This is a genomic window from Micromonospora sp. LHW51205 (assembly GCF_003315815.1).
Lineage (GTDB): Bacteria > Actinomycetota > Actinomycetes > Mycobacteriales > Micromonosporaceae > Micromonospora > Micromonospora chalcea.
In genome coordinates, this window is record NZ_QMEZ01000003.1 from 285,409 (window position 1) to 303,227 (window position 17,819).

Annotated in this window: 16 protein-coding genes; 8 read left to right on the plus strand and 8 right to left on the minus strand. The window is 72.4% G+C overall.

Going from position 1 to position 17,819, the window contains the following annotated elements; all coding sequences use genetic code 11:
• The first annotated feature begins 39 nt into the window (after positions 1-39).
• Entirely contained in the window at positions 40-3,303 is a 3,264-nt protein-coding gene (locus DQE82_RS13625; RefSeq protein WP_147265138.1) for an ATP-binding protein, read from the plus strand.
• Between the two features lie 57 nt (positions 3,304-3,360).
• Positions 3,361-4,089, plus strand: a complete 729-nt coding sequence (locus DQE82_RS13630) for an HD domain-containing protein (RefSeq protein ID WP_113972875.1) — start codon at positions 3,361-3,363, stop codon at positions 4,087-4,089.
• 199 nt (positions 4,090-4,288) lie between these two features.
• Here the strand turns inward: DQE82_RS13630 and DQE82_RS13635 are convergent, their stop codons facing one another.
• The 5 genes from DQE82_RS13635 to DQE82_RS13655 form a co-directional block, all read right to left on the minus strand.
• Positions 4,289-4,705 carry a barstar family protein gene (locus DQE82_RS13635; RefSeq protein ID WP_064445722.1) on the minus strand — a complete coding sequence of 139 codons (417 nt, stop codon included), beginning with the start codon at positions 4,703-4,705 and terminating at the stop codon, positions 4,289-4,291.
• A 61-nt stretch (positions 4,706-4,766) separates the two neighbouring features.
• The gene (locus tag DQE82_RS13640) at positions 4,767-5,207 is read right to left on the minus strand and encodes a ribonuclease domain-containing protein (protein WP_030499301.1); all 441 of its coding nucleotides are present in this window, start codon (positions 5,205-5,207) and stop codon (positions 4,767-4,769) included.
• 187 nt (positions 5,208-5,394) lie between these two features.
• Positions 5,395-8,304, minus strand: coding sequence for a M36 family metallopeptidase (locus tag DQE82_RS13645; RefSeq protein WP_255423710.1), 2,910 nt, complete (start codon positions 8,302-8,304; stop codon positions 5,395-5,397).
• A gap of 315 nt (positions 8,305-8,619) precedes the next feature.
• Complete coding sequence (locus DQE82_RS13650; protein ID WP_113972877.1) at positions 8,620-9,465, minus strand: alpha/beta fold hydrolase; 846 nt, start codon at positions 9,463-9,465, stop codon at positions 8,620-8,622.
• Positions 9,466-9,523: 58 nt separating this feature from the next.
• Positions 9,524-9,763, minus strand: coding sequence for a winged helix-turn-helix domain-containing protein (locus tag DQE82_RS13655; RefSeq protein ID WP_064445718.1), 240 nt, complete (start codon positions 9,761-9,763; stop codon positions 9,524-9,526).
• 299 nt (positions 9,764-10,062) lie between these two features.
• On the opposite strand from DQE82_RS13655, the gene DQE82_RS13660 reads away from it, so the two are divergent.
• Both DQE82_RS13660 and DQE82_RS13665 read left to right on the plus strand, forming a co-directional pair.
• Positions 10,063-10,338: a DivIVA domain-containing protein gene (locus DQE82_RS13660; protein ID WP_064445717.1), complete on the plus strand. Its 276-nt coding sequence runs from the start codon at positions 10,063-10,065 to the stop codon at positions 10,336-10,338.
• Positions 10,339-10,340: 2 nt separating this feature from the next.
• Entirely contained in the window at positions 10,341-10,646 is a 306-nt protein-coding gene (locus DQE82_RS13665) for a hypothetical protein (RefSeq protein WP_113972878.1), read from the plus strand.
• Here the strand turns inward: DQE82_RS13665 and DQE82_RS13670 are convergent.
• The gene (locus tag DQE82_RS13670) at positions 10,574-11,119 is read right to left on the minus strand and encodes a hypothetical protein (RefSeq protein WP_113972879.1); all 546 of its coding nucleotides are present in this window, start codon (positions 11,117-11,119) and stop codon (positions 10,574-10,576) included. The genes DQE82_RS13665 and DQE82_RS13670 overlap by 73 nt on opposite strands.
• A 330-nt stretch (positions 11,120-11,449) precedes the next feature.
• On the opposite strand from DQE82_RS13670, the gene DQE82_RS13675 reads away from it, so the two are divergent.
• On the plus strand, positions 11,450-12,247 hold the full coding sequence (locus DQE82_RS13675; RefSeq protein WP_113972880.1) for a hypothetical protein: 798 nt from the start codon (positions 11,450-11,452) through the stop codon (positions 12,245-12,247).
• A gap of 91 nt (positions 12,248-12,338) precedes the next feature.
• On the opposite strand, the gene DQE82_RS13680 is transcribed toward DQE82_RS13675, so the two are convergent.
• Positions 12,339-12,896: a M23 family metallopeptidase gene (locus DQE82_RS13680; protein ID WP_083297014.1), complete on the minus strand. Its 558-nt coding sequence runs from the start codon at positions 12,894-12,896 to the stop codon at positions 12,339-12,341.
• 103 nt (positions 12,897-12,999) lie between these two features.
• The gene (locus tag DQE82_RS13685) at positions 13,000-14,781 is read right to left on the minus strand and encodes an ABC transporter ATP-binding protein (protein ID WP_370446796.1); all 1,782 of its coding nucleotides are present in this window, start codon (positions 14,779-14,781) and stop codon (positions 13,000-13,002) included.
• 90 nt (positions 14,782-14,871) lie between these two features.
• On the opposite strand from DQE82_RS13685, the gene DQE82_RS13690 reads away from it, so the two are divergent.
• The 3 genes from DQE82_RS13690 (at position 14,872) to DQE82_RS13700 (ending at position 17,811) form a co-directional block, all read left to right on the plus strand.
• Entirely contained in the window at positions 14,872-15,288 is a 417-nt protein-coding gene (locus tag DQE82_RS13690) for a MarR family winged helix-turn-helix transcriptional regulator (RefSeq protein WP_064445713.1), read from the plus strand.
• A gap of 74 nt (positions 15,289-15,362) precedes the next feature.
• A complete protein-coding gene (locus DQE82_RS13695) occupies positions 15,363-15,731 on the plus strand; it encodes an SCP2 sterol-binding domain-containing protein (protein ID WP_064445712.1) in 369 nt (122 codons plus the stop codon).
• Positions 15,724-17,811 carry a glycogen debranching N-terminal domain-containing protein gene (locus DQE82_RS13700; RefSeq protein WP_113972882.1) on the plus strand — a complete coding sequence of 696 codons (2,088 nt, stop codon included), beginning with the start codon at positions 15,724-15,726 and terminating at the stop codon, positions 17,809-17,811. Before DQE82_RS13695 ends, DQE82_RS13700 begins: the two co-directional genes overlap by 8 nt.
• Positions 17,812-17,819 lie beyond the last annotated feature (8 nt).

Genomic DNA, 17,819 nt, shown 5'->3' on the forward strand with positions numbered 1-17,819 from the left:
CCGCCGTACGGGCGGCACGCGAGCCCGGGGGGTGCCGGCATGCGGGGTCCGTTGTGGCGCGGCTGGCTCTGGACGCCCCGTGTCTGGGCCGCGATGGCGTCCCGCCGGGCCACCACCTGGTACGGGGAGCGGTCGCAACGACAGCGCCGGAGAGCGGCGACCCGTCCCGCGGCTCCGGCCCGATGGTGGCACCGTCCCTGGTGGTGGCTGGTGCTGGCGGTCGGCGCGGCGGTGGTGGTGGGTGTCTGGGTGCTCACCCAGTTCGTACTGCCGTTGTGGAACGTGACGGTGGGGCACTGGCGGGTGGAGCAGCTCCCGCCGCTGGCCTGGGTCCAGGACCAGTTCTGCGACGGCGCCGCGAACCAGGGGCAGTGCAAGAAGATCAGCGGCTTCCTCGGCACGGTCCTCGCGGTCGCGATCGCCTTCGTCGGCTTCTACCTGCTCACCTTCGTCCGGGTCTATCGGCGGTACCAGCGGATCGCCAAGGAGCACGCCGAGGACCTGGTGGGCACCTCGAACGACACGCTCGCCGACATCGTCGGCCGCGACGAGCTGTGCGAGGTACTGATCGAACGGATCCGGGACCCGGACGTCCGGTGCCCGATGATCCTCGTCGGCGGCGTCGGCGCCGGCAAGACCGCGGTGATGTTGCGGCTGACCCACGAGCTGGCGCGGCGCGGCGTCGTACCTGTCGCCCTCTCGCTGCGCGAGGTGAAGGACGTCGACTCCCTCGACTTCGAGAAGGCGGCGCGCGAGCAGTTCACGCAGTACGTCGACCCGTACCTGTGGAACGGTGGACAGGCCGACCGGTTGTGGCGCCAACTGCGGTGGAGCAACAAGATCGCGGTGCTGGCCGACGGCTTGGAAGAACTCGGCGGGCAGTACGGGAAGGGCCAGGAGGGTCAGGAGGGCCAGCACGACAGTGTGCTCCGCCAGGCGTTCACCCGGGCCGCGCAGAACCGGCTTCCGTTGGTCACCGCCACCCGCCCCTACGACCCGCTGCGCAGCATGCCGGCGGTGGTGATCGGGCTCGAGCCGCTCAGCGAGACCCACGCGCTCACCTTCGGCCTGGACAGCGACGACCAGGCGCCGAGGCCGGCCCGGATGACCGTCGCGCATCTGATCAACGACGCCGACGTGACCGAGTCACCCGTCTATCTGAAGGTCATCCGGGACCTCAACCGGCTCGGGCGGCTGCCGGAGGGGCTCGGTAGCCACCGGGAGACCGGCGGATCGGTCCGTCCGGTGGACCGGGCAGACATCCGCCGCCGCCTGCTCGACGCATGGCTGCAGGCGCTCCAGGACGGATACATCTGCGAGGACTTCGCGCACGGCTCGGATGAGCGCCGGCACGCCCTGGCCGTGGTGTCCGCCTTCGCGTGCGCGGGCCTGCTGCGCAAGTCGCTGAACGTAACCTACGACCAGTTGACGGACGCCGGCGACGGCGGGAAGGACTTCAGGGAAGCGCTCGAAGCCGTCACGAACCACCTGGGAGACCAGGTCGAGGGCGGGCTCGACGTGCGAAGCCGCGCCGACCTCGTCACGGCCGTCACCACCGCCGGTGAGTTCTCTCTCGTCACCCTGCATCCCGACGGCATGCGCTTCCAGCACGGTGTCGTCCAGGCCTATCTCGGGGCACGGTTCCTGGCCGACACGCAGGTGCGGGACGCCCTGCTGCCGCTCCTCGTCGCAGACGAACCCAGCCGGGAGGCGCTGATCGCGCTGGTCCTCCTGTCCCGGGGGACGAGCCACGGCGAATCCGACGCCGATCTGGTCGAACGGCTGCTGCACCACGCCGAGAAGGGGCGTAACCCCTGCTGGCGGCTGGAGATGTACGCGACCGCGTTCGAGATCGACGCCGGCACAAACTGTCCGCAGCAGGAGCGGATCGCCGCGAGGATCGAGGCGAGCTGGTCCCAGTTCCAGGAGGGCGACGTCGGCGACCGCCCGCTGGACGAGGCGAAACTCGGGCTCGTCCGCCGGTGGGGCGACGCCGCCCGTTACCTCGCCGAACGCCGTCGCCGGCACCAGGTGCCGCAGCCACCGCCCGGACTGCCGTCGAGTTACGCCAGTCTCTTCCGTCTCGCCGCCGGGGAGGCCTCCTACCGGGTCCAGTTGGCCGCCGCCCGCGAGATCGGACTCGGTGGCGCGGACGCCGCGGACGCGCTGCGACCCGAGGGCGGCGTGCTCCCGCACCTGCCCGACCGGAATGCCTCCGCTTCGGCGCTCTGGCCCCAGCGGCTGCGGACGTGGAGCGCGCCGTTGCTGCTCCTCTCGGTCACCCGCGACACCGAGGGCAGCCCGGAGACCCGGCTGCGGACCGAGCGTCAACTCGATGCCTGGCTCGACGCACTGGCGGCGAAGCACGGCCCCGGCGACGACCGTGGACTCGGCGTCTCCTTGGAGATCGCGCTCGCGCAGGGTTTCCGCATCGCGGCGAACATCCGTCACCTGCCGATCGGCCGGCAGGAGGCCGATCGCAGCTTCCTGGTCGAGAAGGCCGAGTTCGCCCTGGCCCATTCCCGCTTCTGGTACAGCCACCTGGTGCTGATCCAGGCGCTGACCCTGCTGTCGCTGCCGATGAACCCGAGCGAGCCGCTGCCGAAACGGGGGGCCGGCGCCAATCCCATCGGCCTGGTGCAGCACTGGTTGCGTACGGCGGGAAGCGCGGTCACCGACCGCGAGCCGTGCCCGGCCCATCCTTTCCTGCTGGCCGCGGCGCGGCTCTGCATGTCGGCACTCGTCACCCGGCAGCCGGAACGGTTCTGCTGGATCGAGGAGGGCGAGACGGCCGGCCGGGTCGGGTCGTGCAGCCCGTCGCCCGAGGTACGGCGCAGCCAACGGCTGTGGATTCCCGACTCCACGGGTTGGAGCGTGCTCGAACCAACCGCCGAACGGCTGCTCGCCGACGTCATGCTGCTGCTGAACCTCGCCGACCGGGGCGGATCGGTGAAGCAGCGTGAGGAACGCCTGCACCGGGCCGACCGGTGTGATCTCCCGCCCTGCCTCACCGACGACCGGGAACCGCTGGAGCCCGAACGCAGCACCCGCCGGGGCGATGCCTGCGTACCCGGCGCCACCTGCCTGGACGACTGCGCCTTCCGGCTGTGCCCGTTGCCGCCCAAGGGTGAGCCGCTGCCGCACCGGATGGACCAGAACTTCTGCGCCCGGCAGGCCGACCTGACCTCCCTGTGGTACGCGATCTCCGCCCGCGCCTCCTGGCAGAACGTGCGGCGTGCACGGATGCGCCGGTTCTGGCGACAGATGTCCCGCCGCGACCTGCCGAGGTGGCGCCGCTGGTGAACTGCTCGGCCGCGGTGTCGGACCCCGGATCTAGCGAAGATCGGCTATAAGGGACGCATGGAGTTCCCCGCGTACCTCGCCACCATGCCGATGCACGCGATCACCGAGATCCACGGTGAGCCCGGCCTGCTGGCCCGGTTCCGGCTGGAGATCGAGGCGTTCGACGAGGCCGACCGCGACCGGCTGACCGAGGCGCTCGACCTGGCCGCCGACCTGCACCGCGACGACCGGCGGGTACGCGAGCCGTACCTCAACCACCTGCTGCGGGTGTCGATCCGGCTGATGCACCACTACCAGGTGCGGGACGTGGACGTGATCGTCGCCGGGCTGCTGCACGACGCGGTCGAGGACCACCCCGCCGAGCTGGCCGGGCTCGACCCTTCGGCCACCGGGCCCGACGTGACCTCGGCGGCGCTCGCCGCGCTGTCCGGCCGGTTCGGGTCGCGGGTCGCCCGGCTGGTCGCGGCGGTCACCAACCCGGAGTACGACCCGGGGCGGGACCGCGACGAGCAGTACCGGGAGCACGTGGCGGCCAGCCTGGAACGGGAGCCCTGGGCTCGGGTGATCAAGGTGTCCGACTTCACCGACAACGGTGTGGGCGTGATCCACACGGTCGGGCCGAAGGTGGCCCGCGCCGCCGCGAAGTACCGCCCGCTGGTGCCGGTCTTCCGCGACCTGGTCGCCCGCCCGGACACACCGTTGTCGCCACCGGTCAAGCAGCACATCCTGGCCCAGCTCGACCTGGCCGAGGAGCGCTTCAGCGCCATCCTCGACCACCCCACCTGACCCCCACCCCGCCCCGTCGATCATGAAGTTGACCGCCGGGAGAGCGCTCCCCACCCCCGCCAACTTCATGATCACCACCCGTCCTCGCGGCGTTGATCAAGGAGTTTGGGTCGCTCCGGCGGCCTGATTCGGACACAAACTCCTTGATCACCGCCCCGGTTGGCAGGCCGGGTGAGGGTGACGGGTGCGGGTGGTGGGATCAGCCGGTGGCGGGTGGGCCGGCGAGCCGTCCGCCGAGCACGGCGGCGACGCGGTCGCGCAGGGCGGGCAGCCGGTCCGGGTGGTCGTGCAGCACCACCCGCAGCGTCTCGTGGCCACCGGCGGCGACCGCGCCGAGCACGTCGAGCAGCGTGCCGAGCTGCGCGGGCGGCTCGTCGGCGAGCAGGTACGCCGCGTCGGTCACGACCACTGTCAGCGGACCGGCGTCGAGGCGGTCGGCGAGCGCGTCGGCCAGGGCGTCCCAGTTACGGCCGTACCAGTCGGGCAGGTCCAGCGCACCGGCCAGCGTCTCGTGCAGCCCGGCCCGGGTGCGGCCGGCCACGCCGGAGACCGGCACACCGTCCGGCTCGGACGGCGCAAAGTCGTACCCGAGCCAGGCCGGCAACCGCGTACCCATGATCCGTCCTTTCCCGACGGCGCCGGCCGGGCGTCGGGAGCCCGGCCGGCGTCGAGGCTGCTCAGAGCCGGTAGAAGTTGGCGTAGTGGTCGGGTGAGAACCAGGTCGCCCCGGTGCTCTTGTTGACCACGATCCGGTACGCGTCCCGGGAGGCGTTGCAGGCGCGCGGGTAGACGTCGTACTCGTAGTAGGTGGCGCCGGAGGGCAGCTGTCCCTCGTAGTTGTAGAACCGGCCGCCGGCGAAGTTGCACTGGCCGCCGCTCCACGAGTACCAGCCGCGGCTGGTCGGGAAGCTCTTCGCGGACCAGCCGGACCGCGCGGTGCGCGCGTCGGCGCAGCGGGACTGGGTGCAGGAGCCGTAGACGGCGGCAGCGGCCGGTTCGGCGAGCCGGGTGGAGACAGTGGCGGGGGCGACGAGCGCGGCGGCGGCCACGGCGGCGACCAGGGCGGACGCGGCGAGGGCGCGGCGTACGCGGGTGACGGCGGCGCGGAACGGGGTCAAGGGATCCTCCTTGAACGGGACGACAGCGCATCGACCGGCGTTGATGACCGGTCGACGCTCAGTCTGTCCGGGATCCTGCCCCCGGTACAGCCCCGATCCGGCGACGGCGCTCCGAACCCCGCGTGAACACACGGCGGCGGGTGCGGACGGACGACAGGGGCCGCCCGTCCGCACCCGCCGCGTGGAGCTAGTGCGAGAACGCCTGGAACTCGGCGATCCGCACGTTCTGCGCCTGCGGGCTGGCGGTGGCGCAGTCGGTCGCCGCCCGCGGGTCGTCGTCCTGCTCACCGGCGTAGTCCGGCGCGCCGGTGCACTGGTTGGTCAGCACCTCGACGCGCAGGTGCGTGGCAGTGGTGCGCGGGATGTCGAACGATCGCATGATCAGCTCCGGCGCCCGGGGACGCGGCGCCACCGACGGGAAGGCGTCCGGCTTGCTGGTGTAGACCGGCCGGAAGTCCGCCGCGTCGGCGCACGTCACCGGCCCCTGCGCGGTGCACGCCAGGACCCGGAACTGCCGCAGCGCGGAGTACCGGCTCTGGGTGCCGGTGTCCGCGTCACCGGTGACGGGCGGGCGCAGCATCGCGCTGAACTGCACCCGGCGTACCTGCTGGACGCCGCCGGCCAGGTCGACGGTGACCTGCCGGCCGGCGACCGGCGCGCCGAGCGAGGCCCAGTTGGTGGCCTCGTCGTCGTCGACGATCTGCGGCAGGTTGATCCCGTCACCGGCCACTGTCGCGCCGGTGGTCGCCGAGGCCAGGTTGGGTCGCAGCTTCACCGGCAGCGTCCGGTTCTGGCCCGCCTTGATCGTCACCGGGCCGATCCGGGTGTGCCCGTAGCCGGGGGCCCGCACCACGAACTCGTACGTGCCGGGCACCAGGTCCACCCGGTCGGTCAGCGGGGTCGCCGCGTCGGTGTCCGCGACCGGCACGGCCCGCGCCTGGTAGCGCCCGACGAACAGCTGCGCACCGGCCACCGGCCCGCGCTCGCCCACCGGCAGGAGCCGCAGCGAGCCCTCCCGGGCGTACGGGGAGGTGAAGCCCGGCGTGGGGTCGGGGTCGGTGTGGCCGACGCTGACCGCGCCCTCCCCCAGGCCGCGCTTGGCGAACGCGTTCCAGAGCAGGTCCTGGTTGGCCCCGCCGAAGCGGATCCGGTCGGCGGCGAGCATCGCGTCCCGGGCGTCGACCATGCTGACCTGGCTGACCGCCATCAGCAGGAACGAGTCGAAGACCAGCTGGATCCAGCGCCGGTTGCCGGGGCAGGCGGTCACGTCGCGAGCGCCGGTCGCGCACGCCTTCTGGATCGCCGGGGTGCCGCTGCCCCAGCGGCGCATCATGGCCGCGCGGATGTCGGTGTTGGTGGCGCTCCACACCTCGCCGGAGGCGTGCACCTGCAGGCCGACGAAGTCGTAGTCCAGCGAGCTGTAGTTCAGCGGGCTGTCGCTCATGTTGTAGTTGCGGATGCCCGCGTTCGGGTCCTGCGTGGTGTACTCGCCGATGGTGAAACCGCGCCGGCCGGGCGCGGCGTACCCGTGCTCGAAGAGGTACTCCATCGCGAGCTGGTCGGACCAGCTCTCGCTCATGCCCTGCGGCGTGCTGACCCCGGCGCTCGGGCCGGCGATCATGCGGTTGGTGACCGCGTGACCGTACTCGTGGGCGATCACCGACATGTCGAAGTCGCCGTCGACGCAGGGCGCGTAGAACGAGCCGGCGGTGGGCTGCCACAGGTACATGTTGGTGGTCGGCGCGACGCCGTCCGGCGGGGTGATCTGGTTGGCGTTGTTGCGGGCCGGGAACGTCGGCGGGCCGCCGCTGACGCCACCGGCCTGGGCGTTGCCCTGCTCGGGGTCGTTACCGAGACCGCCGCGGCCGAGGTTGTCCTGCTGCATGTTCCAGGTCTCCTCGGTGAACCCGAGGTGGTACGTCCAGTCGTGCATCCGGTTGTGCATCGCGAACAGGTTGGCCCGGGCCGCGTCGATGTCGTTGGCGCGCGGCGAGGTGAACACCTCCGGGTTGCAGCGCTGCTCCTGCCACTGGTTCGTCCACGGGTACGCGTATTTGCGGTCCGGGCGGGGCGTGGCGGTCTCGGTGCCGACGCTGAACGCGTCGTTGCTGAACCAGTTCTGCACGGCTATCGCGTTGTTGCCCTTGGTCGTGGTGGTGGACTCGCCGGTCGCCGGGTCCACGTCCCAGGCCGGGTGCCCGGGCACGCCGACGACCTCGGCGCAACCGCGCGCCGGGACGGCGCACCACCGCTTACGGGTGTCGACGGAGGACCTGTCGACCCGGGGCGAGTTCGGGAAGACCTCCCAGGACGGGTGATCCGAGGCGTGGTCGATCAGGTCCTCGCGGACCAGCACGGCGCCGTCGCGGGCGTCCACGTAGGTGGAGTAGGCGGCCGGGTCCGCGCCGGTGGTGTCCGCGCCGAGGACCACCTCCCACGCCGCGCGCGGCCCACGGTCCGCGGTGGGCACCGCGACCAATGAGGTACGTATGACCTGCGCGTCGCCGCGGCCGGCATCGGCGATCGCCGCCTTGCGGGCCTGCTCGGCGCTGATCGTGGCCGGGGCCGGCGTACCGGCGTCCCGGGCCAGCGAGGAGCTGACGTGCCACACCGCTTTGTCGCGTACGCCGACCGACAGCATGCCGTCGACGGCGGCCGGCAGGTCACCGAAGCGCTGCCGGAGCAGCACCGTCGCGCCCTGCCCCATCGGCGCCACGGTCAGCAGTTCCAGCGCGGCGGCGCCCTCGGCGGTCAGGCCCAGCACGTCCCGGTTGGCGGCCACGTACGCGCGCGCGGCGGCGACCGGGTCGGCGGGCAGGCCGGTGGCCAGGGGCTTGCCGGTGGAGGTGAGCGTGGCGGGCGTACCGAAGTCGGTCCAGCGCACGCGCGCGCCGAGCGCGGCGGCCCGGTCCCGTTGCCGCTCGGTGGCGGCGACGCGGCCCTTGCGGTTGTCGGTGGCCTTGGTGTCGTGCCGGTCGCCCGGCAGGTGGTCGGGTGGCGCCTGGGTACGGGTCTGTTCCCGGGGTGCCGCCTGGCCGCCGCCAGCGGCGGTCAGGACCAGACCGGCTGCCAGCAGCAGCGCGGTGGTCCCCGTCAACGCACGGGATGGTGTGCGCACGGTCCCTCCTGTCATCGTCGAACGGCGATGTCCGTTCCGCCATCCGACCAGCACGATCGACGCGCCGACACCATCCGAACATCCATAAATGTTGCTGCGTCGATTTCTCGATGGCACCCACAGGCACCCCTGGTTCTCGATGGCACCCACAGGCACCCCTGGCCGAGCAGTTTCGAGACAAACGTCTCACCAGACGAGACGCGAATAGATCTTGGTACGAAACGGCCCCTATGAGGGCCCTTTCGTACCAAGATCTCCACAGGTCGGTAGCGTGCCGGACGGGGGCACCCCGGCTTACATCGTCGCGTCGAGGAAGGTGGTCACCGCCCGGCGGAAGCCGTGCGGATTCTCGACCCACGGCAGATGACCGGATCCGGGGAGACTGACCCGCTGGCAGTTCGGCAGCGCCTTCTCCAGCGAGTCGACGCCCCATCGGGGACGGATGTCCTCGGGTCCGTCGATGATCAGCACGGGCAGGTCGAGCGTCCGGCACCGCGCCGCGAGGTCGCAGATGCGGAGTTCCTGCTTGACCTCGGCGTTGATCGCCCGGTTGCAGTCGCCGTTGACACCTAGCCACGGCGTGGCCATGTCCTCGGCGTGCCGCACGGCGTCGTCGGGGTCGGCGAAGTCGGCCGACCACTGCAGGACCGCCCGTTCCCGATCCTCGGCCGGGGTGCGGTCCCGTGCGCCAAGCGCCTCCCACCGATCCAGGTGCGGCCCGAGCCGCCGCCGGAGATTCCGTTCGTAGTGCGGGTGCCAGCCGCGATCGGGGTCGATGCCGGTGCCGGACACGTAGATCAGGTGACTGACCCGTTCCGGGTGGTCGATCGCGTACCGCAGCGCCAGGTGCGCGCCCCACGAGTGGCCCAGCACCGCCGTTCGCGGCCCGGCCAGGCGTTCGCGTACCGCGTCGAGGTCGGCGACGAAGCGGCCGATCGAGTACGGACCGCGCCGCTCGGAGCGCCCGCAACCACGCTGGTCCCACCGGATGACGCGGGCGTGCCGGTCGAGCAGCCGGGCGACCGGGCCGAGGTAGTCCCACATGCCCGGACCGCCGTGACAGAGCACCAGCGGCGCTCCGGCGCCGCCCTGGTCGGCCCAAAGGCGGCAACCGTCTTCGGTACGCACATCCCCAGTCATCGCCGACAGTATCGCGAGTCGCGCGCCGGCCGATGAGGGCTTGCTCGGCTGACGCCGGTTACGGCTCTCTCATCCAGGTCTTCGGATCGGTCACGAAGACGCCCTTGCCCTGCTGTCGTCGGATCACCCGCAACGCTTCCAGCCGCGCATACGCCATCTGCACGGTCCCATGACTGACGTCGTAGCGATCGCGCAGCTCAGCGATTGAGGGCAGCTTGTCCCCCGGCTTCAGCTTCTTTCCTCTGACGTCGGCGATCACATCATCGGCGATGCGCCAGTAATCCGGCACTTCTCGCATGGCACTCCTCGCGTGGCGATCCGATTCGATCACACCGCGACTCGCCTAACAAGCAGCGTTGACTCATCTGAGATGTCTAGATATGTTGATTCCGGGCCGCTCCTCGCGTGGCAACGAGTTCGGCTCATCCCCCGGTCGGGGCGGGTGCGCGTACCCGTCCCGACCCTCCGGACTGCTCCGCCTCCGTACCGCCGATCCGGGCTGCGGCGGCGGAGCGGGCGGGCCGCCCGCGGCCGGCGTGCGGACGGCCCGCCCCTCCAGACCCACCGCACCTGTCCCCCGCTCCTGGAAGGACCGATATGACGCCGCATCGATCCGGTCGGCTCTACCTGACCGCCCCACCGGCCCGGCTGACCCCGCACGAGGTGCGCACCCGCGCCTTCGACGCCCGCAGGCGCGGCGTCGACCCCGATCAGGTACGCGAGTTCCAGGCCCGGGTCGCCGACGAGCTGACCGAGCTGCACCGACAGGTACGCCTGCTCGCGCAGGAGAACGACAGGCTGAAGCGCGCCCTGCGGGACTGGCAGACCATGCACGCCCGCGAGTGCCGCCCGCCGAACGACGGCCACTGGTAGCGGTGCGCCCGCAACCCGGTGACCTGCTGCGCGTCGACGGCCGAGCGTCCGTGCAGTTCGGCGGCGACCGGGCGCTCACGTTCCGGGTCGTGTCGGTCGGCGCCGAGGTGACGCACACCGGCTGGATCTGGCTGACCGGCTACGTGCTCAACCGTCGAGGCACCGCGACCGCGAAGCGGGAGATCTTCGTGCAGCTCGCCGGGCTGCGCCGGGCCGGCGAACCGTTGCCGCGCGATCAGTCCTGGGTGCCGGCGAACAGCGTCCAGGCGTCGATCTCGGTCGGCGCGAGGGGCCGCGCCGGCAGGTAGGACGCCAGATCGCGGAAGTCCGCCACGGCGTTGTGCACGCACACCGCGAGCGAGAAGTGCAGCAGTTCGCGCAGTGCCTGCGCGTCGGGCGCGGTGGCGTCGTCGAGCAGCGGGCTGCGGACGTCCAGCGCGAACACCACGTGGCAGGCGCTCTGGTCGGCCTTGACGACGCAGTAGTAGCGCCCCTCCTCGGCCAGCCGGTTGCGGATGTTCGCCCAGGCCATGGCCCCGGAGATGTCCGGCACGTCGGCGCCGGCCGCGCAGGCCATCCGGAAGACCCAGCGGGCCGGGTCGTCCGGCGACACCGCGCCGTAGACCAGCACCAGGCCACCGCGGTGGAAGACGGCGAAGCCCTGTACGTCGGGGGTGAGGTGCAGGAAGTCCGGAGTCCAGACCCGGTCGTACTGCCGCTCCGCCAGGGACCGCACGTACGTCACGGTCTGGCCGGCGGCGTGGCGAGCGTCTACGCCCATGCGTTCTGGTCCTCCCCCGAAGCATCGCGGAGCCTCACGCTACGAAGCGCTTCGATAACAGATCAAGGCATGCCGATCGAGTTTGGATGGTCGGTCTCGTGAACGGGACCGAACCCGCCCCGAGTCCCACGGATAGGACTACGGGACGGCTCGTCCGATCGGTCAACCGGCGGGGCGGAGCCGTCCGCGCGGCTGCGCGCGTACACCGGTCGCTGTTGTTAGCGTGGATCGCGGACCGCCACGGCGGTCCGGCCACCCCTCACCCGACGGCCCGCGCGTCCCGGCGACGCCGCGGGGCGCGGTGCCGCGATCCGGCAGGGAGGGGGTGCGATGACCGCGGTGCCGGAGGATCCGGGGCCGGCCGACCAGCGGCCCGCGCCCGGCGACGGCTGGCGGCGACGCTGGCGGGTACGGGCGCGGGCGCTCGGCGACGCGGCGCGCCTGCGGACCCGGCGTTTCTGGGACGGCGCGCAGCCCACGCTGCGGCGGCTCTGGTGGACCGAGGAGCCGGAGACGCCGGTGACCACCGTCGACCGGCGCGCCCCGGAGCCGCTCGTGGTGCCGGCGCAGGGCCAGGTGTACGTGTTCCTGGTGCGGGCCACCTACACCTGGTCGTCGGAGACCGCGCGGCCGGAGCTGTTCGGCTGGTACGTCGACTACTTCCAGGCGCAGGCCACGCAGCGGCTGCACCGGCTGGCCGTCCGGTACGCGGTGGAGGTGCCTCCGCACCGGCCGCGTGACCTGCACGCCGCGCTGACGGCGGCGCTGGCCGAGGACGATCCACCGCCCTGGACGTACGCGCGCGGGGAGGTGACGTTCGCCTGCGAGCCGGACGTCACGGTGCATCTGGACGAGCGGGTGCGCCGGCTGCTCCAGCCGTACTGGGAGCAGCGCATCGCGCTGGAGTGCGAGCGCGACCTGGCCCGCCGCCGCGCCGAGTACGCCGACGAGCGGGACCGACGCGACCGGCAGCCGGAGGCGGCGGGCGCGAGGCCCGCGCCGCGAGCGCCGGACGCCGACGGGCCGGCGGACCTGTTCCCGTTGGAGCCGCTGCTCCCCCCGCCCGCGCCGCGCCCGGCTCCGGGGCAGCGACCGCGTCCCGGCGAGCCGCAGCCACCGGCAGTCTGACGCGCCGCACGGGCGGACGGCGGTGGTCAGCCCGCTACGGCCGCCTCGTCCGGCCGGGTCCGGCGGGCGGTCAGGTACGCGGCGAGGCCGATCAGCAGCCGTTGGTGCTCTTCTGGTTGCGCTTCAGCCCGTCTGACCAGGTCACGCCCTGCACGACGGCCACCACGACGCTGCCGTTGTGGATCTGCTCGTAGTGCAGGTGCGGGCTGAGGTCGTACTTCGCCGAGGTCGCGCCGACCCGGCCGATGACGTCGCCGCGCTTCACGGTGTCGCCAGTGGCCACCGCGCGCGAGTTGAGGTGGGCGTACCGGGTGCGCCAGCCGTCGCCGTGCCCGATGACGATGGTGTTCCCGTAGCCGGAGGTGGTGGAGTAGTACGACTCCAGCACGGTGCCGGCGGCGCTGGCGACCGTCCGGCGGTTGAGGTCGTCCGGGCTGCCGTTGGCGTCGTAGTGGTTCCAGTCGATGGCGTGAGCCGGGCTGTGCCCGTTCCAGTTGTTGCCCTGCCAGGTCTGGCCGCACAGGAACGGCATCCGGAAGCCCGGCCGGGCGGCCTGCGCGGGCTGCACGCCGAGCATCGCGCCCGCGACGACGGCGGTCGTGAGCAGCGCCGGCACGCGCCACCGGGCGGCGGTGGTCATCAGCGACATCGTTCCCCTCCTCGCATCGAGTGATCCAGGTCGATGCTATGGGCCGCGCGGAGGCCGGGTAAATAGCTACACGGATGAATGCTCGATCAAAACTTTCCTACGGTCAGCCGACCAGGGCGGCGTAGCGGCCGCGCCGGTCCAGCAGCGCGTCGTGGGTGCCGGACTCGACGATCCGGCCGTGGTCGAGCACCGCGATCCGGTCGGCGTCGCGCACGGTGGAGAGCCGGTGCGCGATGGTCACCACGGTGCGGCCCCGGGCCAGCTCGTCCAGCGCCCGCTGGACCGCGCGTTCGGTCTCGGTGTCCAGCGCGCTGGTCGCCTCGTCCAGCACCAGGATCCGCGGGTCGCGCAGCAGGGTCCGGGCGATCGCCAGGCGCTGCTGCTCGCCGCCGGAGAACCGGTGGCCGCGCGAGCCGACCATGGTGTCGTACCCGTCGGGCAGCGCGGCGATGAGGTCGTGGATGCGGGCGGCGCGGGCGGCGGCCTCGATGTCGGCGTCGGTGGCGGCCGGACGCGCGTACCGGAGGTTGTCCCGCACGGTGCCGTGCAGCAGGTACGTCTCCTGGCTGACCACGCCCACGACGGCGGCCAGATCGGCCGGGCGCAGGTCGCGCAGGTCGATCCCGTCGATGGTGATACGGCCGGCGTCCGGGTCGTGCAGCCGGCTGATCAGCGCGGCGAGCGTGCTCTTGCCGGAGCCGGTCTCCCCCACCAGGGCGAGGCTGGTGCCGGCCGGGACGTCCAGGCTGACGCCCGCGAGGGCGGCGGTGTCGCTGCCCGGGTAGCTGAAGGTGACGTCCTCGACGCGCAGGTGGCCGCGGGCGGTGGCCGGGTCGAGCGGGACCGGGCGGGCCGGCTCGGCGACCTCGACGGGCAGGTCGAGGTATTCGAAGATGCGGGCGAACAGGGCGAGCGACGCGGTGAGCGTGACGCCCACGTTGAGCAGGCCCATCAGCGGCCGGAACAGGTTGCCCTGCAGGGCGGTGAACGCGACGAGCGTGCCGATGGTGAGCGTGCCGGCGGTGCCGGGCAACCCGGCGCCGAGGTAGATCACCGCGGGGATGGCGGCAAAGACGATGCTCATGGCGGCCATCCGCCAGCGTCCGGCCAGTTCGGAGCGCAGTTCCAGGTCGACCAGGCGGGCCGAGGACGCGGTGAACCGGTCGACCAGGGCCGGGCCGGTGCCGAGCGTCTTGGCCAGCCGGACGCCACTGACCGACAGCCCCTCCTCGATGGTCACGGTGAGGTCGGCCAGCTCGCGCTGGCGCTGGGCGGTGATCTCCCGGCGCAGCCGGGCGACGCGGCGGGTGAGCCACAGCGCGGGCGGCAGCACGACCGCCGAGACGAGCGTGAGGCGCCAGCTCAGCGCCAGCATGGCGATGGTGGTGGCGACCACTGTGGTGAGGTTGGCGGCGATCGAGGTGGCGGTGGAGGTGACGACCGCCTGCATGCCGCCGATGTCGTTGGTGATGCGCGACTGGACCTCGCCGGTGCGGGTGCGCACGAAGAAGCCGATCGACTGCCGCTGGAGGTGGGCGAAGACGTCGGCGCGCAGCCGGTGCATGACCTGCTGGCCGACGCGGGTGGAGATCCAGGTCTGGGCGACGCCGAGCACGGCGGTGACGGCGGCGACCGCGACCATGCCCGCGACCAGCCAGGCCAGCAGGGTCAGGTCACGCTCGGGCAGGGCCCTGTCGATCACGGTACGCAGCAGGAACGGCGTGGCCATCGCGATGATCGAGGACGCCACGATGATCGCCACCACGGTGGCGAGCGGGCCGCGGTGGGCGGTGAACAGGCCGCCGATCCGGCGCAGGGACACGTCGCGGGCCTGGGCCTTCTCGGCCGGGGAGACGGTTCGGCCGTCGCGGCGGCCGTCGGGGATGCGATCCAAGGGTGCTCCTCATGTGGGGGGACAATGCTGAGGTTACCTCAACATGAGGGAACAACACGAAAGCCTGTTACCGTATTCCCCGTGGACGGCAGCGACGAGAGCCTGGCCGAGACGTTCTGGGCGGTGACCCGCCGGCTGCGGCACCAGACCAAGCGCGCGCTTGCGCCGTGGGAGATCAGCCCCGGGCAGGCGCGGGCGCTGGGTGTGCTGATGCGTCACGGCGCGCTGCGTCCCGGCGCGCTCGCCGAGCACCTGCGCATCGCGCCGCGATCGGCCACCGAGGTGATCGACGGGTTGCAGGAGCGCGGGCTGGTCGAACGCCGGCCCGACCCGGCCGACCGGCGGGCCACGCTGGTCGCGCCCACCGCCGAGGGCGAGCGGGTGGGCGCCGCGATCCGGCAGGCGCGGGCCACCGAGGCGGAACGGTTCTTCGGCGCGCTCTCGCCGGACGACCGGGACGAGCTGACCCGCATCCTGCGCCGCCTGCGCGAGGACTAGATCAGCGGTTTCACCCGATCCGGGTGAGGCGACAGGCCCCGTGGCGGGGAATAGCGCCATCGGGAGGAGGGCCGATGGTCGACGCCACCGAAGAGTTCTTCCGGAGCCTGGGGCAGCGCCGGCAGCGCGGGCTGACAGCGCTCCACGAGGGCAGCGTCCGGTTCGACATCGCCGGTGACGGGTCGGTCGACCACTGGCTGGTCTCCATCGCCCGGGGCGAGGTCACCGCGGCACGGCAGGCCACCGGCGGGGACGCGGTCGTCCGGGCGGACCGGGCCGTCTTCGACCGGATCGCCCGGGGCGAGGCGTACTTCCTGACCACCGTCCTGCGCGGCGAGGCCGAGGTGGAGGGCAGCCCCCGGCTGTTCGCGACCGTACGCCGGCTGTTCCCCTCCCCGCCCGGCTCGCGCCCGGAAGGACACCGGGGAGACGATCATGGGTGACGACCACGTCGGCATCTTCGACGGGACGATCTTCCTGGTCTGCGACCGGGCCGGCGACATCGTCCCGGCGGCCGACGGCACCCACGGCCTGTTCGCCCACGACACCCGCCTGCTGTCCCGGTGGCAGCTCACCATCGACGGCGAGCGGCTCAGCACGCTGTCCATCGACGACATCCAGTACTTCGAGAACCGGTTCTACCTGGTCCCGGGCGCGCAGGACGTCTACGTCAACAGCACGCTCGAGGTGCGCCGCACCCACAGGCTGAACAGCGGACTCCACGAGGAACTGGTCCTGGTCAACAACGACCGGCGAGCCGTCGACCTGACCGTACGGATCGAGGTGGACGCGGACTTCGCGGACCTCTTCGCGGTCAAGGAGGGCACGACGAACCGGGAGGGGCGGCACTACCGGCGGGTCGACGGCCCGCGACTCGTCCTGGGTTACCAGCGCGAACGCTACCGCCGCGAGACGATCGTGTCGGCGACGGCTCCGGCGGAGGTGGACGAGAACGGCCTGACGCTGCGCGTGCACATCGAACCGCACGGCCGGTGGCAGACCCGGCTGACCGCCGAGCCGGACCTCCCCCTGCCCCGCGGGCTGGAACGGCTCAGCCTGCCCGGACGGGTCGAGGGCAACGCCCGGGACAAGCCCGCCGAGCTACGGGAGTGGCTGGACCGGGCGCCGCGACTGGAGACCAGCTGGGGGCCGTTGCAGAACACCTACCGGCAGAGCCTCATCGACCTGGCCGCGCTGCGGTTCAGCCCGTTCCTCGCCGGGACCGGGTGCGTGCTGGCCGCCGGGCTGCCCTGGTTCATGAGCCTGTTCGGCCGCGACAGCATCCTCACCAGCCTCCAGGCGCTGCCGTTCGCACCGGAGCTCGCCGCCACCACGCTCACCGTGCTCGCGTTCCGCCAGGGCAGCCGGATCGACGACTTCCGGGAGGAGGAGCCGGGCCGGATCCTGCACGAGATGCGCTACGGCGAGCTGACCGTCTTCGACGAGACGCCGCACAGCCCCTACTTCGGCAGCGCGGACGCCACTCCCCTGTTCCTCGTGCTGCTCGACGAGTACGAGCGGTGGACCGGCGACGCCGCCCTCGTGCGCGCGGTGGAGCAGGAGGCGCGGGCGGCCGTCGACTGGATCGACCACTACGCCGACCGGGCCGGCAACGGCTACGTCTCCTACGAGCGGCGCAACCCGGTGAACGGCCTGGAGAACCAGTGCTGGAAGGACTCCTGGGACAGCATCTCCTACCGCGACGGCCGGCTGCCGGGCTTCCCGCGCGCCACCTGCGAACTCCAGGGGTACGCGTACGACGCGAAGGTGCGCACCGCCCGGCTGGCCCGCGAGATCTGGCACGACGCGGCGTACGCGGACCGGCTGGAGCGGGACGCCGCCGACCTCAAGCGCCGCTTCAACCACGACTTCTGGATCGACGACGGCGAGTACATGGCGCTGGCGCTGGACGGCGACGGCAGCAAGGTGGACGCCCTGTCGTCGAACATCGGCCACCTGCTGTGGAGCGGCATCGTCGAGGAGCCGAAGGCCGAGGCCCTGGTGCGGCACCTGATGTCACCGGCGATGTTCAGCGGCTGGGGTGTCCGCACGCTGGCCGAGGGCGAGGCGCGCTACAACCCGGTGGGCTACCACGTCGGGACCATCTGGCCGTTCGACAACTCGTTCATCGCCTGGGGACTGCGGCGCTACGGGTACGCCGAGGAGGCGGCCCGCGTCGCGGCCGGCATCCTGGACGCGGCGGCCTTCTACGACGGCCGGCTGCCGGAGGCGTTCGCCGGGCACGGCCGGTCCGAGACCCGCTACCCGATCCGGTATCCGACCGCGTGCAGCCCGCAGGCGTGGTCGGCCGGAGCGCCGCTGCTGCTCCTGCGGACGATGCTCGGCCTGCGGCCGGTCGGCGACGATCTCGTGGCCCGGCCGGCTCTGCCTGCTAGCCTCGACTACGTGGCGTTGCTCGACATCCCCGGTCGTTGGGGGCGGCTGGACGCCTTCGGCAGGAGCACCGCCGCCGGCGGCCTGAGCCGTTACGAGCTGGCGCCACAGCAGCTCTCCGCACCGTGACGGGATCG